We start from the raw sequence: 25857 nt of genomic DNA, 5'->3' as shown, positions 1-25857 counted from the left end.
ATCCTTGAGGACTGCGGCGCTCGTCGTCCTCGATCGCACGGGGCCGGAGGCCGAAGCGGCCTTGGCGCTGGCCCGCACGGCCGAATTGCTGTGCCTTGTCGCGCAGCCGGCGGGCACGGCTCGTGGCGGCGAGACGATGAATGAGCGCATTTTCACTCTGCATTCGGATCATGCCTTTCACGGCAGCGAACTCGACTTGCTGTTGCGGAGCAATGCGATCGCCACGGTGCTATTGGTCGGAAAATCGTTCGGTCCGATGATGCTCGAGGCCGGTGAGGCGCTGGTGCGCGGCTATGAGCCGGTCTTGCTCCTGCCGAAAGCGGAGATCGGCGAGGCGGAGAAGCTTGCGCGCCTCCTGTTTGCTGATCGAGCACCGTCGTGCTGCACGGTCGATGCGTTGGCCGAACAGCTTGCCGCCGATCCGTCGCGGGAGCGCAGTTGGCAGAAACATATCAAAGCCGCCACGCTGCTGCCGACCCTGCGGGAGCGGGTGGATCCAGCTCACACGGCTTTTGTGTTGATCGATGTGCAGAATGATTTCTGCCGTCTGAAGCGCGACGAGGCTGAAACCTTTTCCATCGTCGATGCCGCTCTGCTGAATATTAAGATGCTGTTGGCGGGTGCGCGCGCGGCGGGCTCTATGATCGTTCACATTCAAGCCGAATATGGGCCGATGTTTCGCGCGCCGGGCCATCCCTATCGCTATCCCGGCGCAAAACCGAGCGAAGTGGTGTGGACGGCCTCGGCATCTGAATTCGGCGTCAACGGGGCGCTTTTGCCCGACGACGAGGTAGAGGTTTGTCTACCGGGCAGTTGGGGCGAGCAGTTCACAGACGTGGATGTGCAGCCTGGCGAGATCGTGCTGCGCAAGCACCGCTACAGTGCCTTCGTCGATACGGGGCTCGAGGTCATGTTGCGCCGGCGCGGCATCCGCACCGTCGTTCTCGTCGGTTTCGCCACCAATGTCTGTGTCGAATCGACAGCCCGCGATGCCTCCATGCGCGATTTTTATGTGGTGGTGGCGCAGGATGGCGTCGGCACACGCGATAGCGCTCGGGCGCGACACGAGAACGCGCTGGCCGAGATTGCCGGCTGTTTCGGCATGGTCGTTCCGGCGCAGCGGATCCTCGACGTCTGGTCGTCCGACAAGCGGATGGAGACGGCCGCGTGAGCGATATTTCCCTTAATCGTGGTGCGCCGATGACGCTGCGAGGATTGTTCGCTCAGATCGTCGATCTGTTTCCCAAATCGGGTCTGACGATTTCCATTCCGGCGGCGGCGATCGTGTTCTTCGGTCTGGTTCTTCCGGTCGGCTATCTGCTGCTTCTGAGCTTCAATCCGGCGCAGCTTGGCGTGATCGAACTCGTGCCGCAGGTAACCTTCGCCAATTATCTCAAGCTCGTCGGTGACGGCTATTATTGGAGCATTCTCGGGCGCACCTTGTGGGTGGCGGCGGCGACGACCGTGATCGCCAGCGCGCTCGGTTTCATTCTCGCCGTCTCGCTCTGGCAGACGTCGCCGAAATGGCGCGGCTTGTTGACCGTGGTGGTATTGGCGCCGCTCTTGGTCAGCATCGTGGCGCGTACCTTCGGCTGGATCATCATTCTGGGCAACAAGGGTTTGTTCAATCGGGCGCTGGAAGCCGTCGGCATCGCGCCGATGCAGATCATGTACACGGATACGGCCGTCATCATTGGCCTGGTCCATGTCTTCATTCCCTATGTGGTCCTGACCATCATGGCTTCGCTCGATCGGATCGATCCGCTCCTGGCGGAAGCGGCCAAGACGCTGGGCGCCAGCGGCGCGACCACGGTGCGCGAGATCATCCTGCCGCTCGCCATGCCCGGTGTCGTGGCGGGCGCGACCATCGTCTTCAGTCTGGCCATGTCCTCTTATGTCACACCGGCGATGATGGGCGCGGCCAATTCCTATGTCTTGGCGACCGTCGTCTATCAGCAGTTCGTCATGAACTTCAATTGGCACTTCGGCGCCGTTCTGGTGGCAATCCTGCTCGCCACCTCGCTGTTGACCATTCTGTTCATGTTGACGGCGGTGGCTCGGCTCAGCCGTCGCTGGGGGGAGGGCGCATGAAGACCGATTTCGGCGCGATTGGCTTCAAAGTGCTGGTGGTGCTTCTCTATCTCTTTCTCGTCGCACCGTTGCTGATGGTCGTCCTCACCTCTTTCGGCTCCGATGCGGTGGAGAGCTTTCCGCCAAAGGATTTTTCGCTCATCTGGTATTGGAAGGCGCTGAGCGAACCGAGCTTCATGGCAGGCTTGCGCACCAGCCTCACCATCGCGGCCCTGGCGACGTTGATCGCCACGCCGCTCGGTGCGGCTGCTGCCTTTGGCATTCACCGTGGCCGTTTTCCCGGCCGCAATGCCTTGCAAGCCTTGCTGTTGGCGCCGCTGCTGGTGCCGGGCATCGTCATCGGCATCGCCTTGCTGGTCGCCTTTTCGGCGATTGATTTTGGCACCGCCTGGCAGCGACTGCTGTTCGGCCATGTGTTGGTGATCCTGCCTTATTCGACGCGGACCACACTCGCCGCCTTGGTGCGGCTCGACCCATCCCTGGAGGAGGCGGCGGCATTGTTTGGCGCCTCGCGCTGGCAGACTCTGGTGCATGTCACTCTGCCGTCGATCGCGCAAGGGATCATGGCCGGCGCCATCTTCGGTTTTATCCTCTCGTTCGACGAGGCTGCGGTGTCGCTGTTTCTCATCGATGTCGATACGACGACCCTGCCGATCGCGATCATGTCGCACATCGAATATAGCGTCGATCCCTCCGTGACGGCTTTGTCGTCGATGCTGATCCTTGCCACTCTTCTGCTGACCGTGGTGCTCGAACGGCTGTTCGGCCTGCGGCGTGTCCTTGGAGCCTCCTGATGGTCGCCATTCAACTTCAGAATATCGCCAAGCGCTATGAAGGTGCCGTGGCGGTCGACGATGTGTCGGTTGCCGTTGGCGCCGGTGAATTCCTGACATTGTTGGGGCCAAGCGGTTGCGGCAAGAGCACGACACTGCGGATTTTGGCCGGGTTGACGCAGCGCCCGATGGCGGCCAGGTGTTGTTCGACGGTCAGGATGTAACGCCGCTGTCGGCGGCGCAGCGGCGGATCGGCATGGTTTTCCAAAGCCTCGCTTTGTTCCCGCATATGACGGCGGCCGACAATGTCGGTTTCGGCTTAAAGATGCGCGGCGTTACGGGCGAGGAGAAGAAGCAGCGGGTCGCCAAGGCTTTGGAACTCGTCCATCTGTCGCATCTCGCCAATCGTTATCCGCGCCAGATGTCGGGTGGACAGCAGCAGCGCGTCGCTCTGGCGCGGGCCTTGGTGATCGAGCCGAGCGTGCTCATTCTTGACGAGCCTTTCGCGGCGCTCGACCGCAAATTGCGCGAAACCATGCAGCGGGAATTGCATCGGATCACCCGCGAATTGAAGATCACCACTTTGTTCGTGACCCATGATCAGGAAGAGGCACTGATGCTCAGCGATTGGATCGCGGTGATGAACGGCGGCCGGGTCGAGCAGCTTGGTCGCGCGGGCGAGATTTTCGAAGCGCCACGCACGCGTTTCGTCGCCGATTTCATGGGCATTTCCAATTTCCTCGAGGCGAAAGTCTTGAAGTCGGGCACGGAAAGCACGCAGCTTGCCGTCGCCGGGCTCGTCTTTGCTGGGCCTTCGGCTGATTATGCGGAAGGTCAGCGCGTCAAGCTGGCACTGCGGCCCGATCGGATCGAGCTTGGCGCCATGCCCGACGATACGCTCGCGCCAGCGGTGGTGACCGATATGATTTATCACGGCTTGGCATCGAGCTATACGATCGCTCTGGCGTCGGGCGAAACTCTCATGGTGCGCGACACGAATACGGGGTCTGGCGCAAGTCGGTTTGTGCCGGGCACGCAGGTGTGGCCACGTATCAATCCGAACGCGGTCTGCTATCTCGCTGGCTGATTAAAACGCCAGCCAGCGGCGCAGTTCGGCTGCGGCCGCCGCCGGCTTTTCCATCGGCAGCAGATGGCCGGCGCCGGGGATGACGACAACGCGGGCGTTTGGCGCGGCGGAGGCCGTGCGCTGCATATCAGGAAGCGGCACCAGCGTGTCGCTTTCGCCGGCCATTACTAGCATTTCGCGTTGCAGGTTGGCGAGGAGATGATAGCGCGCCGGCCGATCGAGGGCGGCGCGGCTGTGGGCGACATACCGCTCTGCGCCATAATCCTTCACCATCGCATCACGCCGCGTCATCAGATCGGCATTCGCCAGACTGTCGGCGTGAAAGGCCGAATTGGCATTGGCTTTCACCATGGCTTCATAGTCGCCAGCTTGCGCCCGTGCGATGGCGGCCTCGCGGGCGCCGCGCCGTTCGGGCTTGTCGGCGCCGGGGCCTGAGCCGATGAAGGCGAGCCGTTCGATCCGTTCCGGCACTTGTTCGAGCATGGCGGCGGCGACATAGCCGCCGAAAGAGAAGGCGCAGAGGCTGAAACGTTCCGGGCATTGGGCCAACACATCGGTGGCGATGGCGTCGAGCGTGTCGAGCGGCGGATATTCCATGGCGACTACATCGGCATCGTCGGCGAGCAGCCGCCCCATGTCCGCGAAGACAGCACGCGTGTTGTTGAGACCGGGCAGAAGGACGAGGGATGGTTTGGACACAGGCGGATCCTCAGACGTGTGTTGATGTTTATTCGGCGAGCTGGATGTCGCCGTCCTTGATGAGCTTGTCGAAGCGTTTGAGATTGGCCTCCACAGTGCTGCGAAATTCTGCGCCGGTGGTGCCGCGTACCGTATAGCCGATGTTGGTGTAGACCTTGCTGACATCGGGATCGTGAATCGCTTCGCGCATCGCCGCTTCAAGTTTACGGGCGATGGGCGCCGGCACGCCTGAGGGCACGACATAGCCGACCCAGCCTTCGGTGACGAGATCGACGCCTTGTTCGCGCAAGGTCGGAATGTCGGGCAGGGAGGCGCTGCGCTCGCTGCCGGTGACGCCGAGCGGTACGGTCTTGCCCGAGGTGAGATAGGCGCGACCAGCCGCCGCGCTGGTCAGCAGAAATTGAATCTGGCCGCCGGCGAGATCGTTCAAGGCATTGCTGTCGCCTTTATAGACGACATGTACCGTATCGATCCCAAGCTCCTTGCCGAGAATGACGCTGTAGAAATGATAGGACGTGCCGGCGCCGAGCGTGCCGTAGTTGAACTTGCCCGGATTGGCGCGGGCATTGGCGGTAAAATCTTTGAGCGTCTTTCCGGCTTCGGCATTGGCCATCAGCAGCATGAACGTGTCGACAGCTATGGTCAGCGGCGTGAAGTCCTTCAGCGGATCGATGCCGTAGCTCTTGTCGGTCAAGGGTAGCGAGACCATGGTGGCCGGAACGACCGTACCGATGGTGTGGCCATCGTGCGGCGCTTTCAGCATGGCTTGCAGGCCAACCTTGCCGCCGGCTCCTGGCTGATTGACGACGATAACCGGCTTGCCGAGAATCTTGCTGAGCTTGGTCGCCATAGGGCGGGTGACCACGTCGGTCAATCCGCCGGGCGGATACGGTACGATGACGGTCAGCGTTTTGGTTGGCCAGGTTTCGTCTGCCATGGCGGCGGCAGGCAGTGCCGCGACGATGGCGGCACCAATCAATGGCAATAGGCGGCGTGGCATCATGACAAATCCCTCCCAGTCGTTGTGTAAGCCGCCTTAAACGGCGGTCTTGTTTTTCCTCCCCTCATACCTCTGCGTTTGTTTTGGCAGGCGTTTTCTTCGCCATAGCAGCGTTTTTCTCGATCCAGGCGATCACCTCGTCTGTGGAGGCAACATCGCCAAACAGAGCGTAGAACGTGCCGAGCGCTGCGTTATGGGCGTCATCGTCATAGGTGGCATTGGCATCGCTCACCATGACGGTCTTGAAATTCAGCATGGCGGCATCGCGGGCCGAGGATTCACAACAGACATTGGTGACCGTGCCAACGATGATCACCGTGTTGTAGCCGCCGGCACGCAGCCGCGCCGGCAGATTGGAGGCGCCGTCGATAAAGGCGCTGAAGCGTGTCTTTTCCACGCAATCGTCTTCCGGGCGAACATCGAGTCCGGCATAGAGCGCATGGCCCGGCGATCCAGGCTTTTGCGTTTCGAGCGACAGAGCGGTGGCTTCGGGCAGGTTCATGGCGAACCAGTTCGACCAGGATTCGACGGTCTCTGGCGTGAACGTATTCTGAATCCAGTACACCTTTCCGCCGCCGGTACGCACCGCCGTTGCCAGGCGATTGACATTATCGACAATCGAGAGCGCCGTGGGGATCAGCGAGACCGCGTGTTCCTTCACCATGAAGGCGTTCTGCAGATCGATGACGACCAGAGCCGTCTTCCTCGGATCGAGATCGGCATGGGGATGTTCGGCCTTGCGGCGGCGCATCGCGCTCTTATGGGCCCAGGCCGGGAGATTGGTCTTGTTCATCGCATCGCCTCCCGGATTGTTATGTCGCCAGCGGGTAACGCCAGCGCCAGATGATCGGTGTCGCGACAATGGCGACCAGCGCAAAGAAAGCCACATAATGGGCCGGGGTGATCGGCACGATCGGCGCCAATGCACCGAGGATGACGGGTGAAAGGCCACCGACGAGGGCCGCCGCCAGATTGTAACCGACGGCGATGCCGGTATAGCGAACGGGCGCCGGGAAGCTGCGGATCATCACCACGTAAAGCATGGTCTGAAAGCCGATCAGCAGGCCGAAGAAGAAAAAGTAGGTAGAGGTTGTCGCCAAGGAATTCGAGACGTTCAGGTAGAAGGCATAGACGGCGACAATGGCGGCTGCGGCGACACTCATGATCGTGCGCACGGCGCCAAACCGATCGACCAAAAGGCCGCAGACGAATGTGCCGATGGCGAGACCAGCGGACGCCCAGGGTGCGGCGTCATGGATGACATGCCGGTCGATATGCATGAATGTCTGCAGATAGGTGACCGGATAGAGCAGGCCGCCGGCGACGATGGCAGCAGGCACCGTCGCGACGACAAAACAGCCGAGGGTTTCTCTGGGATAAAAGCGTAGCAGATCCCTCAGCGGCATCGTGCTGGCTTTTTCCTTATGCCGGCGCATTTCCTCGAACACCGGCGTCTCGCGTACATAGCGCCGTAGATAAGCCGAGATCAGGCCGAAGATGCCACCTAGGATGAAGGGCAGGCGCCAGCCGTAGGAAAGCTGATCCTGCATGGGCAAAGCGATGATCAAAGCGACGAAGCCGGAGGCGAGAATGCCGCCGATGGCCAGACCCGAGCCCATCAGGCCGCAGGCGATGCCGAGCCGGCGCTCATGCAGATGTTCCGACATGAACACCAGAGCGCCGGGAATCTCGCCGCCGATGGCGATGCCTTGAAACAACCGGCAAAAGAGCAGCAGAAGCGGGGCGAGGATACCAACCTGCGCATAGGTCGGCAGGACGCCAATGAGGAAGGTCGGCACGGCCATCAGAATGAGGCTGACGGCAAACAATCGTTTGCGGCCGAAGAGATCGCCGAGCACCGCCAGGATGATGCCGCCGATCGGACGGACGAAATAGCCGACCGAGAAGATCGCCAGAACCTGAAGTTGTGCCATCCACGGCGGCATGTCGGCGGGGAAGAAAAGTCGGCTCAGGATCGGCGTCAGATAGATGAAGACGACGAATTCATAATATTCGAGCATCCCGCCTAGGGTCGCCAGACCCATGACGCGGACCTGCTCGCGACTGAGATCATGCTGCAATCGTGTGTCTTCGCCGCCGGCTGCCAAATCCGCGCTCATGGCCTTCCTCCCGCATGCGTGCCGATCAGATCGTGGTGGAGCGGCTTTCGGTGGTGATGCGATCACCCTCCACCCAGCAGGCGTGGGTGCCGGCGGAAATGCGGTGGGGCAGGATGATGCGAGCGATCGGCTCGGCGGCGATATTGGCCGCATCGAGAATGAGACACTCCGACTGATTGGCCTTCATGTCGGTGATATAAGTCAGCAGATAGCCGTCATCCTCGCTCTTGGCGTTGAGGCGGCGGGCGATCTGTGGTTCGCTGCCATAGCGTCCCTCGCCGAATTCCATCCGCTCCGTGGTGTCGCGGACGAGATCGTAGCGCTTGAGGCCGCGGAACAGCCATTCGCCGGGCTGATACAGCACGTTGTAGCTGAACCGATAGGGCCGGCCGACATAGTCGTTGCTGCACACCGGGAACTCGGTGATCTCGTCGTCGATCTGGTGCTCGGTCGTCTGGCCGGTGCGCAGATTGAAGCGCCAGCGATACATCAGGGTCGGGTTGTTGTGCTTGTCGAGATGGGCGCGGATGCGCTCATATTGTTCCTGTTTGCTGCCGCCTTCGCCGACACGCGGCTTATGCGGATTGTTCTGGATGCAGCCGTCCATGACCACTTCGTCGCCATCTTCATAGCAATTGGTCAGATGCAGGATGAAACAGGGTTTTGCCTCGAACCAACGCACCTGCGCATTGTCGCCACGACGCGGGATGACGCCGAAGCGGGCCGGAATATCGCGGTGGAAGGCCAGTTTGCGCTGACCCTTCTTCAACAGTTCATGGTCGAAGAAGAAGGGCAGATCGTGCAGCACGGTATAGTTCTTGGTGATGCCGAGATCGTGCGGCCAGCGCGGTCCGGGCAGTTCGATCGGCACGTAGTGGACGAGTTGGTTGTCCCGGTCGATGACGCCGTAATTCATGAACGGCGCGACTTCCGGGTAGTTGAAGAACATCATCTCCCCGGTTTCCCAGTCCACCTTGTAGTGGGAGGCAAGGCCATGCACGACCTTGCGCGCCCAGGACGGATCGGCGCCCAAAGTCTCCAAGGTCACGGGATCGAGGCGCCAGGGCTCGCTGCCTTGCGACATGGAAGCGATGAGCTTGCCGGCGTGGCAGATCACGTCCGTGCCGGCATTGTCCTTCATGGCGCCCATGGAGCCCCAGCCGCGGCGCTCGTAAAGCTGCGGCGCGAGAATGCCGGGCCAGAGCGATTTGCCGGCGCCCTGTTCGGCGAGGAAGCCGGTGGTGCGCACGAAGCGATTGCGATAGGTCGCCTTGCCGTCCTCGAAATGCATGGCATGCAGCATGCCGTCCCCGTCATAGGGGTGATACATGCCGATCGATTCATGCACCTGATTGTGGGTGTTGCGCACATAGATGCCATTGAGATCGCGCGGGATCTCGCCGATCACCTTCAGGTCAGGCGTGCTGGCCGTATATTCCTTGTCGTTGGGCGTGAATGGCCCGTTGAGAAAGGGATGATCGTTGTCGCCGGCGATGGTGAGCTTGATCTGATTGACGATTTCAAGCATGGGCGTTTTCCTTGGCTCTGGCGACGCGGCGTTGAATGAAGTCGAACAGCACGCGATTGAATTCGGGCTGGTTCTCGGCCCAGCCGTAATGGCCGGCGCCAGGAATGACGGCGAATTCAGCGTCGGGCACCAAAGCGGCGGCGGCTTTCATGCCCTCCGGCCGGCCGACACTGTCGCATTCGCCCGCGACGAGCAGGGTGGGCACACGCAATTGCTTAAGGGTTTCGCGGCCGTCGTAGGCCATGATGGCGAGGATCGAGGCGCGGAACGTGTCGGCCTTGGTGGAGCCTGCGACTTCGGCGACGAGATCGACCATCGGGCCGCTGGCGCCTGGACCGAACATCGATTTGATGAGCGGCATGGCGGATTCCGCCAGCGTCTTGCCCTGGTCGAGGGGTGCCAGCCGCTTGGCGACATAATCCTTCTGGTCCTCGGCGCTGCGCGTCGCGAACGAGCCGACGGTGGCGGAGACGATCACGCCGTGCACAAGATCGGGAAAGAGCAGAGCCGCGCGCGGCGCGATGATGCCGCCGAGGCTGTGACCGAACAGGATGTTGGTGCGCCCCGCAGTTGCCTTCAGCAGCAGGCCGAAGCTGCGGGCCAGATAATCGATGCTGTAGTCGCCGGCCGGCAGGTCGGGCAGCGGGCTGAGGCCATAGCCTGGCGCATCCCACGCCACGACGCGATAGCCGGCGCGGACCAGTTCGGCGATTTCGTAGCGCCAGTAGTCCTTGGAGCCATAGCCGCCATGCAGGAGATAGACCGTGATATCGCCGTCGCCGGTGATGGAATGATCGGGAAGCCGTTCTCTTTGGGCCATTGTTCTCCCCTCGGATGCCGGGTGCTTGTCTTGCTGAGGTCCCTGGCGCAGATGAGCGTACTTAACGAACATTCTTTCATATGTCAAATATTACATATATAAGCTGGGGCGAAAATGGCGGAACGGATCATGCGGCGAGACGTGACTTTTCAGTCCGAGGGAGATCGGATCAGTGCCTGGTTCTACGAACCGGCGAAAACAGGCTCGGGGCCGGCGCCGGGCATCGTCATGGCGCATGGGTTTGGGGCGACGAAGACCATGCGTCTCGACAGCTTCGCCACGCGCTTCGCAGCGGCGGGCTTCGCGGTCGTTGTCTTCGATTATCGCTGTCTGGGCGAAAGCGGCGGAGAGCCCCGTCAGGAAATCGATCCGGCGACGCAGATCGAGGATTATCGCAATGCCATCACCTGGCTGTCGGATCAGCCCGGTGTCGATGCCGGCCGTATCGGCATCTGGGGCACGAGCTATAGCGGCGGCCATGTGCTCGTTGTCGGCGCGACAGATGCGCGGGTGAAATGCGTCGTCGCGCAGGTTCCGACCATCAGCGGCCATGCGGTCGGCAAGCGGCGCTTTGGCACGGCGGATGCTTTGGCGAAACTCAATGCGGATATCAACGCCGATCGTCTGGGGCGGCTCAAGGGTGGCGCGCCGGAGGTGCGTCCGCTCGTTGCCGCTACGCCCCATGATGTGGGTGCGATCTATTCGGCGCCCGATGCGGTGCAATGGTATGTGGAGGCGGGTGCCGGTGGCGGTTGGGTCAATCAGGCGACTTTGCGTTCCGTGGAATATTCGCGCGCTTACGAGCCCGGCGCCTATGTCTCGTTCATCAGTCCGCGGCCTCTATTGATGATCGTCGCGCGCGAGGATTTCGTCACGCCGACCGATCTGGCTCTGTCGGCTTTCGAGACGGCGCGCGAACCGAAGAAACTCGTGCTGGTTCCCGGCGGTCATTTCGAGCCTTATGGCGCGGCGCTACCGCAGGCCGCCGGTGCGGCGCTCGACTGGTTCGTCGAACATTTGCAACCTTGAAATGGAGATCGCATGGCTGTGGACCTTTTTGATCTGACCGGGCAGACCGCGCTTGTCACCGGAAGTGCCTCCGGCATCGGCAGCGCCATCGCGCGTCTTCTGGCTCAAGCCGGTGCCGATATCGTCGTGCATGGGTTCGATCAGGCTCAGGCGAGTGGCGCGCTCGTCGAGGAGATCAAGGCCATGGGACGTCGGGCGATCGCAGTCGATGGCGATCTGACCGATGCGGCGAAGGTCGCGAGCCTTGCGGACACGATCGGCACGCAGATGGGCGGTCTTTCGATCCTCGTGAACTGCGCCGGCGGTTCGCCGCGCAAGGCCATGTTCGCAACGATGGAGGAAAGCGCCTGGGATCATGTGATCGACAAGAATCTGAAGTCGATGTTTCTGACGACGCAGGCGATGCTGCCGCTGCTGAAAGCGCAGCCAGACGCCTCCATCGTCAATGTCACCTCCTGCGTCACGCGCTCGGGCGGCGTTCCGGGTGGCGGCGCCTATGCGACGGCCAAGGGTGGTGTCGACGTGTTGACGCGGGCGCTCGCCAAGGAGCTGGCGGCCGATGGCATTCGCGTCAACGGCGTGGCGCCGGGCCTGGTCGACAGTCCGTTCCATGACAGCGATCCGAAGGCGAAATATCCGCATCTGATCGGCCGTATTCCGCTCGGCCGCATCGGTGAGCCCGAGGATATCGCCGGGCCGGTGTTGTTTCTCGTCTCGAAAGCGGCTCGCTATGTTACCGCCGAGATCATCGAGGTGAGCGGCGGGACGCGGTTGACCTGATCAAACGAGAAGGGGCGGTGGATTGCGCCACCGCCCCTTCGTGTCATCTGCAATGTTGAAGCGTTACGCCTTCGCCAATTTGTCCTGCGTCTTGGTGTCGAAGTCGCTGGCGTCGTGGCGTTCGTGCAATTGCGTTTCCGGGTCGCCGCTGGTGCGATTGACCATGCGGCCGCGCTTCACGGCGGGGCGTGAATAGATCTGGTCGGCCCAGCGTTGCAGGTTCTTGTAGTCTTGCACGGCGAGGAATTCGCCGGCGCCATAGTTCCAGCCCTTCGCCAGGCCGCCGTACCAGGGCCAGATCGCCATATCGGCGATGGTGTATTCGCTGCCGGCGACATATTCGGTTTCAGCCAGTTGACGGTCGAGCACGTCGAGCTGGCGTTTGGTCTCCATCGCATAACGGTCGATGGCATATTCGATTTTGATCGGTGCATAGGCGTAGAAATGGCCGAGGCCGCCGCCGACGAAAGGCGTCGCGCCCATCTGCCAGAAGAGCCAGGAGAGAGTCTCGGCACGTGCCGGCTGCTCCGTCGGCAGGAAGGCGCCGAATTTCTCGGCGAGATGAACGAGGATCGCGCCGGACTCGAACACACGGATCGGCGTCTTGCCGCTGCGATCGACCAGCGCTGGGATTTTCGAATTCGGATTGATGTCGACGAAGCCGCTGCCGAACTGATCGCCTTCGCCGATTTTGATCAGCCAGGCGTCATATTCGGCGCCCTTGTGGCCGGCGGCCAGCAGCTCCTCCAGCATGATCGTCACCTTCACGCCATTGGGCGTGCCGAGCGAATAGAGCTGGAGGGGATGTTTGCCGATCGGCAGTTCTTTCTGGTGCGTTGGCCCGGCGATGGGTCGGTTGATATTGGCGAATTGCCCGCCGTTGCCCTTGTTCCAGGTCCAGACTTTCGGGGGTGTGTATTCGGCTGTATCGGCCATGATCGGCTCCGCTCAGGGGATGGATGGCCGATAATCTGGGGGCTCTCCCCGTCAATGGCAATCGGAGAGCTCAACATTTCGAAAGGCCAGTCGAATCAGCTTTTCCAGCGATGAGTCAGGCGCCGAGTTCGTTCGATCGTTGGTCGTAACTTTGCTGGGCGGTGAGCACGGCATCGAAATTGTTCTCTGCCCACAGACGCAAGCTGTCGACGGCCTGCGCCAGGGTGCGGCCGAGCGGCGTGATCGCATATTCGACCGTGACGGGAACGGTGGCGATGGCGGTGCGGGTGACGAGCCCGTCGCGTTCCAGGCTCTTCAACGTGTGCGAGGCCATTTTCTGCGACAGGCCGCCGATCTCGCGGCGGAGTTGATTAAAGCGTTGCGGCCCGCCGTCGAGAAGGCCGAGGATCAGCACCGCCCATTTGTCGGCGATCCGGTCGAGGACCATCCGGGTCGGACAAAGGGCCGAATAGGGATTGGGGGGCAGGACGCTGCCGGATGTGGTTTCGGACAGGTGACTTGAGCGCATAGCGGTGCCTTCTTTACAGTAAGATATCCATAGCGCATCTGGTATCCATTGGAAACTATCAAAGGATCCCTCCGATGAAAATCGCTCTCATTGGCGCTACCGGCAATGCCGGCTCGCGCATTCTCTCCGAACTTTCCCAACGCGGTCATCAGGTTACGGCCATTGTCCGCAAGCCCGAGGCGGTGCCGGCGCTGCCCGGCGTCACCGCCGTGAAGGGCGATGTCTATGATCAGGCGGGCCTCGCCAAGCTGCTGGCCGGCCATGACGCGGTGATCTCATCGGTCCACTTCACCGCCAGCGATCCGCGCAAGCTGATCGAAGCCGTGCGGGCCTCGGGTGTGAAGCGCTATCTGGTGGTCGGCGGCGCCGGCAGCCTGGAAGTGGCGCCTGGTGTGAAACTCATCGATACGCCTGAATTTCCAGCGATTTATAAGGCCGAAGCCTCGGGCGGCAACGTTTTCCTCGACCTGCTTTACGGGGAAAAAGAGCTGGATTGGACCTTCCTGTCGCCGTCGGCGATGTTCGTTCCGGGCGAGCGGACCGGCAAGTTCCGCCTCGGCAAGAACGCCTTGCTCACCAACGACAAGGGCAGCAGCATTTCCTTCGAGGATTATGCCATCGCCTTGGCCGATGAGCTTGAATCGCCAAGACATTCTCGCCAGCGGTTCACCGTCGGCTACTGATGGGGAAGGGCCGGCGCAGGGCAGAAATAAGCGATTCTCATGGGTAACATGAGCGATCCTCATTGCCCCGACTCGGCCCTTCCTTTACCCGTGCGGCCATGAGTAAAAATGTGACGCCGCCAAGCGCGTCGGGTGGTTCCGGCGCGGATATTGTTTCGCTGAAGGATGCGCTCGAGGAGCGCTACCTCGCCTATGCGCTCTCCACCATCATGGGGCGCGCGCTGCCGGATGCACGCGACGGGCTGAAGCCGGTGCATCGCCGCATTCTCTACGGCATGCAGATTCTCAAGCTCGATCCCGGCACCGCCTTCAAGAAATGCGCGAAGATCGTCGGCGACGTGATGGGCTCGTTCCATCCGCACGGCGACCAGGCGATCTACGATGCGCTCGTGCGTCTCGCCCAGGATTTCTCCTCGCGCTATCCGTTGATCGAGGGGCAGGGCAATTTCGGCAACGTCGACGGCGACAGCCCCGCCGCCTATCGTTACACCGAAGCGCGCATGACCGAAGTGGCGCGCATGCTGCTCGAAGGCATCGACGAAGACGCCATCGACTTCCGCGAGAATTATTCGGGCGATCAGAAAGAGCCGATCGTTCTGCCGGCGGCTTTCCCTAACCTGCTCGCCAACGGCGCGCAGGGCATCGCGGTCGGCATGGCCACATCGATCCCGCCGCACAACATCGGCGAATTGTGCGATGCCGCCCTCTATCTGGTGAACCATCCGAAGGCCAATTCGGATCAGTTGAGCGCCTTCGTGCAGGGGCCGGACTTTCCGACGGGCGGCATCATTGTCGACACGCCGGAACAGATCCAGGAAGCCTATCGCAGCGGCCGCGGCTCGTTCCGCATCCGCTCACGCTGGAGCAAGGAAGAGGGCGCGCGCGGCACCTGGAATATCGTCGTCACCGAAATTCCCTATATGGTGCAGAAGAGCCGGCTCATCGAAAAGCTGGCCGAACTGATCAACGACAAGAAGCTGCCTCTGGTCGCCGACATTCGCGATGAATCGGCCGAGGACGTGCGCATCGTCATCGAGCCGCGTTCGCGCACGGTCGATCCGGCGGTGATGATGGAGACGTTGTTCCGGCTGACGGAGCTTGAGAGCCGTTTCCCGCTCAACATGAACGTGCTGGTCGACGGCGTGATCCCGAAAGTGGTGTCGCTGTCGGAAGCGTTGAAGCAATGGCTCGATCACCGCCGCACCGTGCTGGTGCGCCGCTCGCGCTATCGCCTTGGCCAGATCGATCACCGGTTGGAAGTCTTGGCCGGTATGATCATCGTCTACCTCAATCTCGATGAGGTGATCCGCATCATCCGTGAGGAAGACGAGCCGAAGGAAGCGCTGAAGACGCGCTTCGAACTCTCGGATGTGCAGGCCAACTATATTCTCGACACGCGGCTGCGTTCTCTGCGCCGCTTGGAAGAGATGCAGCTCAAGAAAGAGCATGAGGAGCTGACAGCGGAGAAGGGTGGCATCGAAGAGCTGCTGGCGGATGAGGCCAAGCAGTGGAAGGCCGTCACCTGGCAGATCCGCGAGATGAAGAAGAAGTTCGCGGCCGATGCGAAGCTCGGCAAGCGCCGCACGACCTTCGAGACGCCGCCGGCCACCGCCGATATCGATCTGACCGAGGCGCTGATCGAACGCGAGCCGGTCACCGTCGTACTCTCCGAAAAGGGCTGGGTGCGCACCCTGCGCGGCCATCAGGCCGATCTGTCGTCGCTCGCCTTCAAGGGCGACGATTACCTAAAGACCGCTTTCTTCACCGAGACGACGCAGAAAATCCTGCTGCTCGCCACCAACGGCAAAGTGTTCACGCTCGATGCATCGAAACTGCCAGGTGGCCGCGGCTTCGGCGAACCGGTGCGCCTGATGGTCGATATCGAGGAAGGCGCCGATGTGACGGCGCTCTTCCCCTATACGGCCGGCACCAAAATGCTGGTGGCTTCTTCCGATGGTCGCGGCTTCGTCGCGCCACAGGATGAGATGATCGGCAATACGCGCAAAGGCAAGTCGCTGCTCAATGTCGACGCGGGCGAAAAGGCCGTCGTCATCGTCGAAGCGGTGGGCGATCATGTCGCCACCATCGGCGAAAACCGCAAGATGCTCATCTTCAAGCTCGACGAAGTGCCTGAGATGGCGCGCGGCAAGGGCGTGCGCCTGCAACGCTACAAGGACGGTGGCATCGCCGATGCGAAGGTGTTCAAACTGTCTGAGGGCCTGACCTGGAAGGACAGCGCCGGCCGCACCTTCACCGTCGAGCGCGGCGAGCTGAAGGAATGGATCGGTGCCCGCGCCGAAGCCGGCCGCCTGCCGCCCAAGGGCTTCCCGAAGACGAACAAGTTTGGGTAAGTGCAAGGCCGCTGTAGTGTACAGCGGCCTTTTTCTTTTTACGTCTGCTGATACGTACTCTTCACGCGATCGAAGCGCCTTGCTGCAAGATCGTCTTCGTGCATGAGCAGAAACGTGTTGCCGTCGCCGGTCATGTCGTGGGGCATCATCCGCGTGCCGCTGTAGAACTCGGCGCCCCAGGAAAAGAGATGGCGCCACGGTGTGAGGCCGGGCCAGGCGATTTCGCTGCCGTCGATTTCCTCTTCCGCGTTGCCTTGAATGTCGGAGGGCCAGCCACCGAGGCGATCGCCGAAATTGGCGGTGACGGTATCGTCGCCGTCGACGAGATCGGCGCCCGGATGAAAGGCGAATTTATAAGCGCCGTCCTGAAACCAATCCCAGATCTTGTTCCATTTGGCGCTGCCGCGCGCGAAGGCATATTTCCAATGGTGCGGCACGGTCAGCGCCGAGAAGGGAAAGAGCACTTCGGCCTGGGTCAGGCGCTCCCATTGCCAGCTGCCGTCCTTGCGTTCGGCGCCCTGGCCGAAGCGATCGGAATAGTCGATGAGCCGATGCGGCCACTCGCGGCGTTCCAGAGTGGCGACATCAGGATGCCAGTGAACGGAGAGCTGATCGCCGGTGATATCGTTGAAAATGCTGATAAGGCCGGTGTCGGGAAAATCCGGCGGGAAGCCGGCTTCGTGGACGAGCGTCGACAGATTGATCTGCGCAACGAAAGCAAGCGGCATCGGCACATACATATAAGCGGCCATGCCTTTGTGGCGGGCCACCACGCCGTCGAGATGTTCGGGCGGAATGTGCGTGTCAGGATGATCGCGCTGTAATTGCTCGAGCCCGTCACGGATGGTGGCGCCGCGCTGGTGGAGTGCTTCGGCGCGTTTCGCTGCGTCAGGAAAAGCCGCGCGTTCCGGCCAGACGAAATCCTTGGGCAGATCGGGGTTGCCGCCGATCTTGCTCTGACCGACAGGCAGAGGATCGTCGGGTTGCTGCTGGCGCACGAACAGGATCGAGGGACGGACCGTCGCGGCGATGTCGCGGCTTTCGGCGCCGAGACCGGCGGCCCAAAGCGACTGTTCCAGATCGTGTGTCGAGCGAAAAGCAGGCATGACCGAGGCGTTATGGACGATTTCCAGCCGAGGAGAAACCGGCCTCCGACAAGATGTTCACATGTTCCAGAGCTTGTATCGCCGTGTAAGATGCTGAAATCCGAAGGAAATGGCGTTAACCATCAGCAGGAGCCCTGATCGTGATGGTGAGCGTCGCGCCAGGCTCGTCGCCACCTCTCACTTGATCTTCGGTGTCTTGATGCAGCGATGCAGATCGTCGACTTGCGCTTCGTTGAGCACGCGGCGCGGCAGCATGTGGAAGATGCGCGACGAGTGATAGAAGAGGATCATCTGTCGATCCTCGGCCCATCGGAAGAGATCGCCCCAGGGCAGGGTGGCGCGTCCCTGCTGGTTCTGCACCTCGATGCCGTCTTCGGACCAGCTCAGGGTGAGCGGGTATTGAAAGCCTTTCTGCTCGTGAAAGACTTTGCGCGTTTGCCGCGGCATGGTGAAGAAATAAGCGACAAACAAGCTGGCAACACCAACCCAGAACGCGCCATGAACAATGATGCCGATCAGTTCAGGGGGTGGGCGATGCCGCGTCATGACGAAAAAGACGAGATAGGCAAGAATGACGCAGGCGGAGAAGACAACAAAAAGTGGCCTTCGATATTGTTTGCGCACATGCAACTGGTTGGCGGTGACATAGTCTTCCGGGTCAAGTTGGAACGTAACGCTGCGGCTTTGCGCCTGGGACGGAGATGAGGTGATCGGTTCGGTCATGGAAATGGCTGTGCCTTAAAGACAAATCGTTATGCTAGGTGCGGAAATTCTGTTGTCCGAAATGGATTTGACGACATGCGTCGCCTGGCAACTGCGATCGTCAGGCGACGCTGGAAGGGCCTTGTGGCGGATCGTCATTCTTCGAGCGTGAAGCCGACACGCAGCGTCACCTGATAATGCGCGACCTTGTCGTTATCGATATAGCCGCGCGTATTGGTCACTTCGAACCAGCGCATGTTGCGAATGGTTTTGCCGGCGCGCGCGATGGCGTTCTCGATCGCTTCCTCGATTGAATCTTCCGAGGACCCAACAAGTTCGAGAACTTTATAGACATGATCTTTCATGCTCATTCTCCCCAGTTGGCGTAAGCGCGATCGAGCGCTGGCTGTCCAGCGCAATGACTATACGACGTCGAGCGGGATGAGGCTAAGGATTTCGCTTTAAGGCCGTGGACTGGCCTTGCGATCGAAAATGCCGGCGAATGTGGCGATCGCCGCTTCGGATTCAGCATGGTCGGCCGTCTCGTTGTCGATGCCATAGCCCCACATGTCGTTCTCGCCGGCCTGTTGCACGACGATGCCATCGGGGCGCGGGAGCGCCACGACGTTCTTGTAGTAAACGCCGTAACGCGCCTCCGGTTGCGCCGGCAGCCAGGCGATCTGGCCGCGTACCGGAATGATGCTCTCGTCTTTCCATAAGGCCCGCGCACCATAGCCGGTGCAGTTGACGATGACGGATTGCTTCAGGCGTGCAAGATCGGCCGGTGTGTTGAACGTCATGGTTTCGATCTGGCCGCCTTCGCGCAGAAAATCTTCGAGCAGCAGGCGCGACAGTTCGGTGACGTTGAACTGCATGCTGGTGCCATGCCTGACATAGTTCACCGGGAAAGGATGAGTCCCAGGTGTCAGCAGACGAAACGGTGGCGTGATATCGGCGAGCTGTTTCTTCTCATATTCGGCGAAATGAATGGCGCCAATGGCGCGCGGTTTCGGCGCATCGTCGGAGAGCGCATAGCGATCCGTCCAGGCGACAGGTTCGCCCGGCAGGCCCAGCAGAGTCTGGTAGGTGGCATAGGAGGTGCGCGCCATGTCCTCCCATAAAGCAGGGAAGCTCGACGCCACTTTGTCGGCATCGGCGATCCGCGAGTCCGGCGACCATGTGCCGGTGGCGCGGAAGGATCGCGCTTGCTGTGGGCGCTCCTTGGCATAGATGATGACTTTCGCGCCGGCACGCCGCAGCAACAGCGCCGATGTCAGGCCCAGGGCACCGCAACCGATGACGGCGATGTCGCGCTTGCCGCCTTCCAGCGCATAGCGGGCGGCGATCGTGCTCGATCCCCAGGAGAGCGACCAGCCGCTGCCACCATGGCCATAGTTATGCACGACGCGCTTATGGCCGACGGTCTCGACTTCGAGCCGTGGACCGGCGGCGCGGAACGGACGCATGCAGACGGTGATGCGCGTGATGCGATCGGCACTGAGCTTGATCGGCGCCAGAGGCGGTACGATGAAGCGCGGCTCGTCGGCTGCGATCGGCTTCGAGCTGGCGTCTCCGGCCATGGCGCGCGTGGCGATCGCGGTGCCAAGTCCAGTCAGACCGAGCATGAAGGCTCGGCGGCGGTTCGTCATTTGAGTCATTTCAGTCTCGGGATGGCGAGCGGAAGGCGCCGATCTTGGTTATAAAAACGGCAAGATTGCGGGCTCTTCCGCGTTACCCACATCTACCCGAGCAGCCCGCTCGTATGAATAGCGAGCAGAAAACAGGCGGCTGCGATCGCCAGCATGAACCAGTAGAAGCCGGTCGAATGTTCCAAGGTGGCGTTCGTGGGATTGGCTGGATCGTAATGAACCGCGATAACCTTGCCGATTGGATAGCGCGCAGTCGTCTTCTCGGCGGATTTACGTGAGCCAGACGTGGTGATGCCGTAGTTGATCTGGCGGCCGTGATAGTCGTGTCCATTCACTTGATAGACATATTCGACTGCCGGCGTATAGCGGGTGCGCGAATGTCCCTCTGGCGCATTGTTGACGGTCTTCACTTCGCTGACGACGATACGGCCTTGTACCGTGGGCCAATTGGCGGCGATGCGTGAGGCGCGTCGGCCGGTGATAGAGATCAGGAGCAGAAGCAAGCCGAAGCAGGTGGCGAAGACCGTCAGGGGCGGATTGCCCTTCGGCAGATATTGCCCGAGAAGGCTCGTCGCGTTGCTGACGAGATACCAGACGACAATGCCGAACAGGACGAGCGCGGCAAGCCCGATCAGGCAGCCTTTGCCGAGGCCGGCCGGTGGATCGCGCTCCAATACGCAGTCCTTCGGGTCTTTAGGATTGTAGAACACTTTGACGACCGTACCGACCGGATAGCGCTGCAACGTCGCTTCGGTATTGGCGCCGCCGGTGTCGTCGCCGAGGCTGATGCGCTGGCCGGTCCATTTGCGCCCCAGCGCGGTGAACTCATAAGCGATGGCAGGCTCGTTGTAGACTTGAACCGTGTCGCTTGTGCCCTTGCTGCGGCGCGCTCTGATAGCGGAACGGGTGACGCGGCCCATGGCGCTTGGCCATTGCGCGGCCTTGCGCACCGCGATCAGTTTGACTGCGAGAGCCAGGATGAGAAGCAGGACCATAGGCGCGAAGATCAGGCCGATCCAGAAATAGTCCGAGCCGGGCAAGGCGTCGCGCCAGCTATCGCTGATGGCATCCAACAGATTGAAGCCGATGAAGAAGGTGGCGAGGATGCCGACGAAAACGGCGATGGCCCAGGCGGGCGGCTCCGACCGGCTGCTGACGCCAGCGGCGGGCGCGCCGCCGTCGTCCTCGCTCTTCCATTCACAAGCCCGATGCCAGGACGGATCGCGGCGCAGATAGAGCCCGAGAATGTCTTTCAGTTGCGCCGCATCGACCGTGTCGACCGAGCGCCAGCGCTGGTCCTTGCGTTCGCAGTGGAGGCGGAAGGCGCGGTCTTCGGGGAAGGCTTCGATATAGGTGCCGTCATCGGCCTCAAGATTGATGTACCAGCCGGCCGGATAAGGCGCGGCGTCGATCGCGGCCGTGATGTCGTTGAGCGCGGGTTTGGCGATGATGCGGTCGTTGACATTGAGTTCCACGGCCCAGCTCCATGGGTGTCCATGGTCAGCCTATGCCTGTCTCATTGTCGAGGGATGTGCGCGGACACACCGCAAGCACCGAAAGGTTCAGTCGAACACTTCCCAGCCGTCCATGCCAAGCCGTTCCTGCGGCAGGAAGCGCGCCTTGTAGGCCATCTTGCGCGAGCCATCGACCCAATAGCCGAGATAGAGATGGGGCAGGCCGAGGCGGCGGGTGCGCTCGACGTGGTCCAGGATCATGAACGTGCCGAGCGAGCGGGCGGCCTCGTCGGTATCGTAAAACGAATAGACCATCGACAGGCCATCGGAGAGCACGTCGGTCAGGCAGACGGCGATGAGCGGGCCGGTGCCGCGGCCGTTGATAGAGCTGTCGGGACCACGGCGGCGATATTCGACCAGCCGGGTTTCGACATGGGTGTCCTCGATCATCATCGTATAGTCGAGCACGTTCATGTCGGCCATGCCGCCATCGCCATGGCGCGCGTCGAGATAGCCACGGAACAGCGAATATTGTTCCGAGGTTGGCCGGGCGGGCAGGGAGGCGCCGATGAGGTCGCTGTTGGCGTCGATCACGCGGCGCATGTTGCGGGTCGGCTGGAACTCGTCGACGCGGACGCGCACGGAGACACAAGCGCGGCAGTCCTCGCAAGCGGGGCGATAGGCTATTGTCTGCGAGCGACGGAAACCGCTTTCGGTCAGGGCGTTGTTGAGCGCCACAGCCTTGCGGCCCACCAGATGGGTGAACACCTTCCGTTCCTCCCGCCCGGGCAGATAAGGGCAGGGCGAAGGGGAGGTGAGGTAGAATTGCGGGGCGTCGCGCGGTTCGCTCGTCACGCTCCGAAGACTCCGACGTGCATCATTGTCATGAGGTTAGCAAAAAGGCCTGCGAAAGCCAGAACATCTTGGCCGTAGATACTCAATATTGAGTGTAAGGCGCCTCCTGTTACCGCATTAGGACAATAGGGCGCAGCGTCGGTTGATCGTGACGACACCGGGCCGACGGTGTCTCGCGACGATCTTGAATGGCGATGTAAATTATATTAACATTAGCAGAATCAGGTCAACGCACAGGCTGGCGGCTTCACTGTCGCAAGCCGGTTCCCGCGATCTGGTTCGGACGCTCCGGATAGGAGAGAACCATGTCGCTTGCGCCGCTGCTGGCCGCGCCGCTTGCCATTCAGATTCACGCTTTCGCGGCGACGAGCGCCTTCGCGCTGGGCGTGGTGCAGTTCGCCGCGCCGAAGGGCACGTTGCCGCATCGAACGATCGGTTGGCTCTGGGTGGGGCTGATGCTGGCGGTGGCGCTATCGTCGTTCTGGATTCACGAGCTGCGGCTGTTTGGACCGTGGAGCCCGATCCACTTTCTGTCGATCTTCACTTTGGTGACGTTGCCGCTCGCGGTTTATGCGGCGCATAAACACAAAGTGCGTACGCATCAGCGGGCGATGACTGGGATCTTCCTCGGCGCGCTGGTCATCGCCGGCTTGTTCACGTTCATTCCCGGGCGTTTGATGGCACGGGTCGTGTTTGGCGACTAAGCCGGGCAGCGGTGTTCTGGCCTGTCGGCCGTAGGTTTCGCGACCGGGCGATCGAGGCCGAGAAGCGTCAGCAGCGCGCTGGCGAAGAGAAGAACGACAGCCAAGGCGAGGGAGAGCAGCATGCCATGCATGAAGGCCGCCTCGGCGATATCGCGCACCAGATAACCGCAGACTGCCACCCCCAACATGCCGCCGATTTGCCGGGCGGTGTTGAGGACGCCCGAGGCCAGGCCGGCGCGCGAGGCATCGACGGCGGAGAGCGTCACATTGGTGATGGTCGGCACCACCAGAGCGAGGCCGCCGGCCGCCATCAGCATCGGCACGATCAGCATCGCATAAGAGCCCGTCGTCACGGCCACCAGGAGCAGCAGATAGCCGCTGGCCGCCAGCACTTGCCCCAGCACCATCAGGCGCCGCGCACCCAGTCGGGCGATCAGGTAACCGCTGATGATATTGGCGACCATCAGCACGATGGTCATCGGCAGAAAGGCCAGGCCGGTCTCTTGCGGCGAGAATTTCTGCTGCCCCTGGAAGTACAGGCTGAACACGAAGATCAGCCCGTAATAAGCGAAATTCAACAGCGCGCCGCTGATGGAGGCGATGGCGAAAGCCCGCGACCGAAAGAGTTTTAGCGGCAACATCGGCACGGCGGTTTTGGCTTCGATCGCGAGGAAGGCGGCGCTGGCGATGATGGCGACCGACAGGGCGATGAGGATCGCCGGATGCGTCCAGCCGAGTTGACCGGCTTCGATCAGCGCCAGGGCCAAGGCGGCCAGCGCGATGACGGCGATGATTTGACCGGGCCAATCGAGGGAGCGATGCGCGTTGACCGGGCTTGGCGGCGCGTGGCGCAAGGTGATCGCCACGCCGATCAGGCCGATCGGCAGATTGATGAGAAAGATGCTGCGCCAGCCGAAATGGGCGACGAGAAAACCGCCGATGACAGGGCCTGCCGCCAGCGCCATACCGCCGGCCGCGCTCCACCAGCCCACGGCACGGTGCCGCGCAGCTTCAACCGGATAGGCCTGCTGAACGAGCGACAAAGAATTGGGAATGAGGAGAGCCGCGCCGGCGCCCTGGATGAGACGCGCCACCACCAGTGCCGGTAGCGTCGGGGCGAGGCCGCAGGCGACCGAAGCGGCCGTGAATAGCAGGAAGCCGGCAAGGAAGATCTTGCGCGCGCCGAAGCGATCGCCGAGCGTGCCTGCCGTGAGCAACAGAGCGGCGAAGATCAGCGTATAGGCGTTCACCACCCATTCGAGGCCGGCGATGTTGGTCGCGAAATCGGATTGGAAGGCGTCGAGCGCGACATTGACGACGCTGACATCGACGACAACGACGACGAAGCCGAGGGCAGCGCCAACGAGCGTGAGCAGTGGACGGGACATAGGGGAGGACATCGGGACGGATCCAAACGAAGCATTGGGTTTGCCTCGAAATAGGCCCATGCCTTCCCTGCGAAAATTCGGTATATTTGCGAGCGATCCTTGAGATTTCGCACAGATGGTCGATTGGCAAATGGTCGATTGGGAAGACATCCGCCATTTCCTGGCCGTGGCGCAAAGCGGGACGCTGTCCGGCGCCGCCCGGGCCCTGAAAGTCGATCATGCGACCGTGAGCCGGAGGCTTGCCGCTCTTGAGGCGGCACTCGATGTTCGCCTCGTCGATCGCCTGCCGCGCTCCTGCCGGCTCACCACGGTCGGCCGACAGGTATTCGAGCGCGCCATGGAGATGGAAGCCGGCGCCCATGGCATCGCCCGATTGGCGAAGGCCGCCCATGCGCCGCTGGTCGATAAGGTCGCGCTGAGCGCGGCGCCGGTTCTGGTGACGCATTTGCTGGCGGAGCACCTGACGCGCTTCCGCGCCGAATATCCGGATATCCGTCTGTCGCTCTCCTCAGAGGGCCAGCGCATTTCGCTGAGCCGTCGGGAAGCCGATGTGGTGCTCCGCATGAGGCGGCCTGACGAAGCGAGCAGTGTCGCGCGCAAGATCGGAACGATGGCCTTCGGCCTTTATGCGCACCGGGCCTATGTTCATCTGGCGACGCCGGAGAAGTGGCAGTTCATTGCCTTCGACGAGAGCTATGCCGACATGCCGCAACAGGTTTGGCTGCTCGGCATTGCCGGCAGGCGGCCGGTGGCCTGCGAATTGAACCTGATCAGCGAACATCTCATTGCCGCGCGTGCGGGCGCCGGTGTGGCGGGGCTGCCGTGTTTTCTCGGTGAGCGGGAGCGCGATCTCGTGCGCATCGATCAAGACGTCCCGCCGTTTTCGCGCGATGTCTGGCTCGCGGTTCATCGCGATTTGCGCAAGGCTCCGGCCGTGCGCGCCGTGATGGATTTTGTCACGGGCGCCGTTTCGGACAATCGCGACTTGTCTTTACGCGCTAGTCGCGCCGGCGGGTGATGATCACGTCCGACAGGATGTCGTGCAGGCAGCGCTTGTTGCGGGTGAACAGACACACCAGCAGCGAGAAGGGCGTCAGGATCGTGAAGCTCAGATAGAACAGCACCGCGTGGGCGGCGGCGTTGATGAACGGCACCGCATGCCCATCGGTGAGGCTTGCTTCGAGATCCATGAAGCGCATGCCGGGGGTGCCGTGACGCCAGCCGGAAACCGTCAAGCCGTTGTAGAAAAAAGCGACCAGCGGAAACAGGAAGGGGATCGGCAGCCAGGCGAGGCCAAAGGTGACGACGCCGAGAATGCCCAGCACCATGAAAGCGATGGTGACCAGAATGGTGACGAGGATCAGGTCCAGGCACACGGCGATGACCCGGCGCGTCCGCACGCCCTCAAGGGCTGCGGCCGGCAGATCGTTTTCCAGGATCACCGGGGACGGGTTGTTGGGGCCGGAATAGCTCATCTTGGTCCTCTCTAAGCGTCTGAAACGCTACGCCTATCATTTGGGGAACGCCGGGCGGCGCGCAAGGTTCAAACGGCGCCGGCGTGCCCGAGGCCTGT

27 protein-coding genes are annotated in these 25857 nt (G+C 61.7%); 11 read left to right on the top strand and 16 right to left on the bottom strand.

What is annotated here, in order from left to right; all coding sequences use genetic code 11:
• The first annotated feature begins 4 nt into the window (after positions 1-4).
• The 5 genes from OIM99_RS17345 to OIM99_RS17325 are packed head-to-tail and all read left to right on the top strand — an operon-like array spanning position 5 to position 3951.
• Positions 5-1171, top strand: coding sequence for an isochorismatase family cysteine hydrolase (locus OIM99_RS17345; protein ID WP_311851699.1), 1167 nt, complete (start codon positions 5-7; stop codon positions 1169-1171).
• The gene (locus OIM99_RS17340) at positions 1168-2091 is read left to right on the top strand and encodes an ABC transporter permease (RefSeq protein WP_311851698.1); all 924 of its coding nucleotides are present in this window, start codon (positions 1168-1170) and stop codon (positions 2089-2091) included. Before OIM99_RS17345 ends, OIM99_RS17340 begins: the two co-directional genes overlap by 4 nt.
• On the top strand, positions 2088-2885 hold the full coding sequence (locus OIM99_RS17335) for an ABC transporter permease (RefSeq protein ID WP_311851697.1): 798 nt from the start codon (positions 2088-2090) through the stop codon (positions 2883-2885). The genes OIM99_RS17340 and OIM99_RS17335 overlap by 4 nt, the downstream gene beginning before the upstream one ends.
• The gene (locus OIM99_RS17330; protein ID WP_311851696.1) at positions 2885-3088 is read left to right on the top strand and encodes an ATP-binding cassette domain-containing protein; all 204 of its coding nucleotides are present in this window, start codon (positions 2885-2887) and stop codon (positions 3086-3088) included. The genes OIM99_RS17335 and OIM99_RS17330 overlap by 1 nt, the downstream gene beginning before the upstream one ends.
• Entirely contained in the window at positions 3064-3951 is an 888-nt protein-coding gene (locus OIM99_RS17325) for an ABC transporter ATP-binding protein (protein ID WP_311851695.1), read from the top strand. The genes OIM99_RS17330 and OIM99_RS17325 overlap by 25 nt, the downstream gene beginning before the upstream one ends.
• On the opposite strand, the gene OIM99_RS17320 is transcribed toward OIM99_RS17325, so the two are convergent.
• The 6 genes from OIM99_RS17320 to OIM99_RS17295 form a co-directional block, all read right to left on the bottom strand.
• On the bottom strand, positions 3952-4650 hold the full coding sequence (locus OIM99_RS17320) for an alpha/beta fold hydrolase (protein WP_311851694.1): 699 nt from the start codon (positions 4648-4650) through the stop codon (positions 3952-3954). It abuts the gene before it with no gap.
• A gap of 28 nt (positions 4651-4678) precedes the next feature.
• On the bottom strand, positions 4679-5653 hold the full coding sequence (locus OIM99_RS17315) for a tripartite tricarboxylate transporter substrate binding protein (protein WP_311851693.1): 975 nt from the start codon (positions 5651-5653) through the stop codon (positions 4679-4681).
• 61 nt (positions 5654-5714) lie between these two features.
• Positions 5715-6443, bottom strand: coding sequence for a cysteine hydrolase (locus tag OIM99_RS17310; RefSeq protein ID WP_311851692.1), 729 nt, complete (start codon positions 6441-6443; stop codon positions 5715-5717).
• Between the two features lie 19 nt (positions 6444-6462).
• Positions 6463-7770 (bottom strand): MFS transporter, encoded by a 1308-nt coding sequence (locus OIM99_RS17305; protein ID WP_311851691.1) that lies wholly within the window; start codon positions 7768-7770, stop codon positions 6463-6465.
• Between the two features lie 25 nt (positions 7771-7795).
• Complete coding sequence (locus tag OIM99_RS17300; protein ID WP_311851690.1) at positions 7796-9298, bottom strand: carotenoid oxygenase family protein; 1503 nt, start codon at positions 9296-9298, stop codon at positions 7796-7798.
• Positions 9291-10118, bottom strand: coding sequence for an alpha/beta hydrolase (locus OIM99_RS17295; protein WP_311851689.1), 828 nt, complete (start codon positions 10116-10118; stop codon positions 9291-9293). The genes OIM99_RS17300 and OIM99_RS17295 overlap by 8 nt, the downstream gene beginning before the upstream one ends.
• A gap of 114 nt (positions 10119-10232) precedes the next feature.
• Here OIM99_RS17295 and OIM99_RS17290 point away from each other — a divergent pair, with 114 nt between their 5' ends.
• Positions 10233-11147, top strand: coding sequence for an alpha/beta hydrolase (locus OIM99_RS17290; protein WP_311851688.1), 915 nt, complete (start codon positions 10233-10235; stop codon positions 11145-11147).
• 12 nt (positions 11148-11159) lie between these two features.
• Entirely contained in the window at positions 11160-11927 is a 768-nt protein-coding gene (locus OIM99_RS17285; protein ID WP_311851687.1) for an SDR family NAD(P)-dependent oxidoreductase, read from the top strand.
• Between the two features lie 63 nt (positions 11928-11990).
• On the opposite strand, the gene yghU is transcribed toward OIM99_RS17285, so the two are convergent.
• On the bottom strand, positions 11991-12863 hold the full coding sequence (gene yghU / locus OIM99_RS17280; RefSeq protein ID WP_311851686.1) for a glutathione-dependent disulfide-bond oxidoreductase: 873 nt from the start codon (positions 12861-12863) through the stop codon (positions 11991-11993).
• 115 nt (positions 12864-12978) lie between these two features.
• Positions 12979-13392 (bottom strand): helix-turn-helix domain-containing protein, encoded by a 414-nt coding sequence (locus tag OIM99_RS17275; RefSeq protein ID WP_311851685.1) that lies wholly within the window; start codon positions 13390-13392, stop codon positions 12979-12981.
• A 74-nt stretch (positions 13393-13466) separates the two neighbouring features.
• Here OIM99_RS17275 and OIM99_RS17270 point away from each other — a divergent pair, with 74 nt between their 5' ends.
• A complete protein-coding gene (locus OIM99_RS17270) occupies positions 13467-14075 on the top strand; it encodes an NAD(P)-dependent oxidoreductase (RefSeq protein WP_311851684.1) in 609 nt (202 codons plus the stop codon).
• A gap of 98 nt (positions 14076-14173) precedes the next feature.
• Complete coding sequence (gene parC / locus OIM99_RS17265) at positions 14174-16426, top strand: DNA topoisomerase IV subunit A (RefSeq protein ID WP_311851682.1); 2253 nt, start codon at positions 14174-14176, stop codon at positions 16424-16426.
• 38 nt (positions 16427-16464) lie between these two features.
• Here parC and OIM99_RS17260 read toward each other — a convergent pair whose 3' ends face one another.
• The 6 genes from OIM99_RS17260 to OIM99_RS17235 all read right to left on the bottom strand — a co-directional run bounded on the left by OIM99_RS17260 (position 16465) and on the right by OIM99_RS17235 (position 22192).
• Positions 16465-17532, bottom strand: a complete 1068-nt coding sequence (locus OIM99_RS17260; protein ID WP_311851681.1) for a DUF1963 domain-containing protein — start codon at positions 17530-17532, stop codon at positions 16465-16467.
• Positions 17533-17709: 177 nt separating this feature from the next.
• A complete protein-coding gene (locus tag OIM99_RS17255; protein WP_311851680.1) occupies positions 17710-18255 on the bottom strand; it encodes a YcxB family protein in 546 nt (181 codons plus the stop codon).
• Between the two features lie 134 nt (positions 18256-18389).
• Positions 18390-18599, bottom strand: a complete 210-nt coding sequence (locus OIM99_RS17250) for a dodecin (protein WP_311851679.1) — start codon at positions 18597-18599, stop codon at positions 18390-18392.
• A 96-nt stretch (positions 18600-18695) separates the two neighbouring features.
• A complete protein-coding gene (locus tag OIM99_RS17245; RefSeq protein ID WP_311851678.1) occupies positions 18696-19892 on the bottom strand; it encodes an FAD-dependent oxidoreductase in 1197 nt (398 codons plus the stop codon).
• Positions 19893-19975: 83 nt separating this feature from the next.
• A complete protein-coding gene (locus OIM99_RS17240) occupies positions 19976-21358 on the bottom strand; it encodes a DUF3592 domain-containing protein (RefSeq protein ID WP_311851677.1) in 1383 nt (460 codons plus the stop codon).
• An 87-nt stretch (positions 21359-21445) separates the two neighbouring features.
• Entirely contained in the window at positions 21446-22192 is a 747-nt protein-coding gene (locus OIM99_RS17235) for an arginyltransferase (RefSeq protein ID WP_311851676.1), read from the bottom strand.
• 305 nt (positions 22193-22497) lie between these two features.
• Here OIM99_RS17235 and OIM99_RS17230 point away from each other — a divergent pair, with 305 nt between their 5' ends.
• Positions 22498-22896 (top strand): DUF2306 domain-containing protein, encoded by a 399-nt coding sequence (locus tag OIM99_RS17230; protein WP_311851675.1) that lies wholly within the window; start codon positions 22498-22500, stop codon positions 22894-22896.
• On the opposite strand, the gene OIM99_RS17225 is transcribed toward OIM99_RS17230, so the two are convergent.
• On the bottom strand, positions 22893-24284 hold the full coding sequence (locus tag OIM99_RS17225; RefSeq protein ID WP_311851674.1) for an MFS transporter: 1392 nt from the start codon (positions 24282-24284) through the stop codon (positions 22893-22895). The two genes, OIM99_RS17230 and OIM99_RS17225, sit on opposite strands and share 4 nt — an antisense overlap.
• Before the next feature lie 115 nt (positions 24285-24399).
• Between OIM99_RS17225 and OIM99_RS17220 the strand changes: the two genes are divergently transcribed.
• Complete coding sequence (locus tag OIM99_RS17220; protein ID WP_311851673.1) at positions 24400-25302, top strand: LysR family transcriptional regulator; 903 nt, start codon at positions 24400-24402, stop codon at positions 25300-25302.
• Here OIM99_RS17220 and OIM99_RS17215 read toward each other — a convergent pair.
• A complete protein-coding gene (locus OIM99_RS17215; RefSeq protein WP_311851672.1) occupies positions 25283-25759 on the bottom strand; it encodes an RDD family protein in 477 nt (158 codons plus the stop codon). The genes OIM99_RS17220 and OIM99_RS17215 overlap by 20 nt on opposite strands.
• Positions 25760-25857 lie beyond the last annotated feature (98 nt).

Origin of the sequence: Methylocella sp. CPCC 101449 (genome assembly GCF_031921685.1) — a bacterium.
Lineage (GTDB): Bacteria > Pseudomonadota > Alphaproteobacteria > Rhizobiales > Beijerinckiaceae > Terripilifer.
Note: the sequence above shows the minus strand (reverse complement) of the source record. Positions and strands in the feature narration are given on the sequence as shown.

Coding starts and splice junctions, on each gene's coding strand:
- OIM99_RS17335 (WP_311851697.1), top strand. CDS start 2,088: ATGAAGACCGATTTCGGCGCGATTGGCTTCAAAGTGCTGGTGGTGCTT.
- OIM99_RS17330 (WP_311851696.1), top strand. CDS start 2,885: ATGGTCGCCATTCAACTTCAGAATATCGCCAAGCGCTATGAAGGTGCC.
- OIM99_RS17315 (WP_311851693.1), bottom strand. CDS start 5,653: ATGATGCCACGCCGCCTATTGCCATTGATTGGTGCCGCCATCGTCGCG.
- OIM99_RS17310 (WP_311851692.1), bottom strand. CDS start 6,443: ATGAACAAGACCAATCTCCCGGCCTGGGCCCATAAGAGCGCGATGCGC.
- OIM99_RS17305 (WP_311851691.1), bottom strand. CDS start 7,770: ATGAGCGCGGATTTGGCAGCCGGCGGCGAAGACACACGATTGCAGCAT.
- OIM99_RS17300 (WP_311851690.1), bottom strand. CDS start 9,298: ATGCTTGAAATCGTCAATCAGATCAAGCTCACCATCGCCGGCGACAAC.
- OIM99_RS17295 (WP_311851689.1), bottom strand. CDS start 10,118: ATGGCCCAAAGAGAACGGCTTCCCGATCATTCCATCACCGGCGACGGC.
- OIM99_RS17290 (WP_311851688.1), top strand. CDS start 10,233: ATGGCGGAACGGATCATGCGGCGAGACGTGACTTTTCAGTCCGAGGGA.
- OIM99_RS17285 (WP_311851687.1), top strand. CDS start 11,160: ATGGCTGTGGACCTTTTTGATCTGACCGGGCAGACCGCGCTTGTCACC.
- yghU (WP_311851686.1), bottom strand. CDS start 12,863: ATGGCCGATACAGCCGAATACACACCCCCGAAAGTCTGGACCTGGAAC.
- OIM99_RS17275 (WP_311851685.1), bottom strand. CDS start 13,392: ATGCGCTCAAGTCACCTGTCCGAAACCACATCCGGCAGCGTCCTGCCC.
- OIM99_RS17270 (WP_311851684.1), top strand. CDS start 13,467: ATGAAAATCGCTCTCATTGGCGCTACCGGCAATGCCGGCTCGCGCATT.
- parC (WP_311851682.1), top strand. CDS start 14,174: ATGAGTAAAAATGTGACGCCGCCAAGCGCGTCGGGTGGTTCCGGCGCG.
- OIM99_RS17260 (WP_311851681.1), bottom strand. CDS start 17,532: ATGCCTGCTTTTCGCTCGACACACGATCTGGAACAGTCGCTTTGGGCC.
- OIM99_RS17255 (WP_311851680.1), bottom strand. CDS start 18,255: ATGACCGAACCGATCACCTCATCTCCGTCCCAGGCGCAAAGCCGCAGC.
- OIM99_RS17250 (WP_311851679.1), bottom strand. CDS start 18,599: ATGAAAGATCATGTCTATAAAGTTCTCGAACTTGTTGGGTCCTCGGAA.
- OIM99_RS17245 (WP_311851678.1), bottom strand. CDS start 19,892: ATGACTCAAATGACGAACCGCCGCCGAGCCTTCATGCTCGGTCTGACT.
- OIM99_RS17230 (WP_311851675.1), top strand. CDS start 22,498: ATGTCGCTTGCGCCGCTGCTGGCCGCGCCGCTTGCCATTCAGATTCAC.
- OIM99_RS17225 (WP_311851674.1), bottom strand. CDS start 24,284: ATGTCCCGTCCACTGCTCACGCTCGTTGGCGCTGCCCTCGGCTTCGTC.
- OIM99_RS17220 (WP_311851673.1), top strand. CDS start 24,400: ATGGTCGATTGGCAAATGGTCGATTGGGAAGACATCCGCCATTTCCTG.
- OIM99_RS17215 (WP_311851672.1), bottom strand. CDS start 25,759: ATGAGCTATTCCGGCCCCAACAACCCGTCCCCGGTGATCCTGGAAAAC.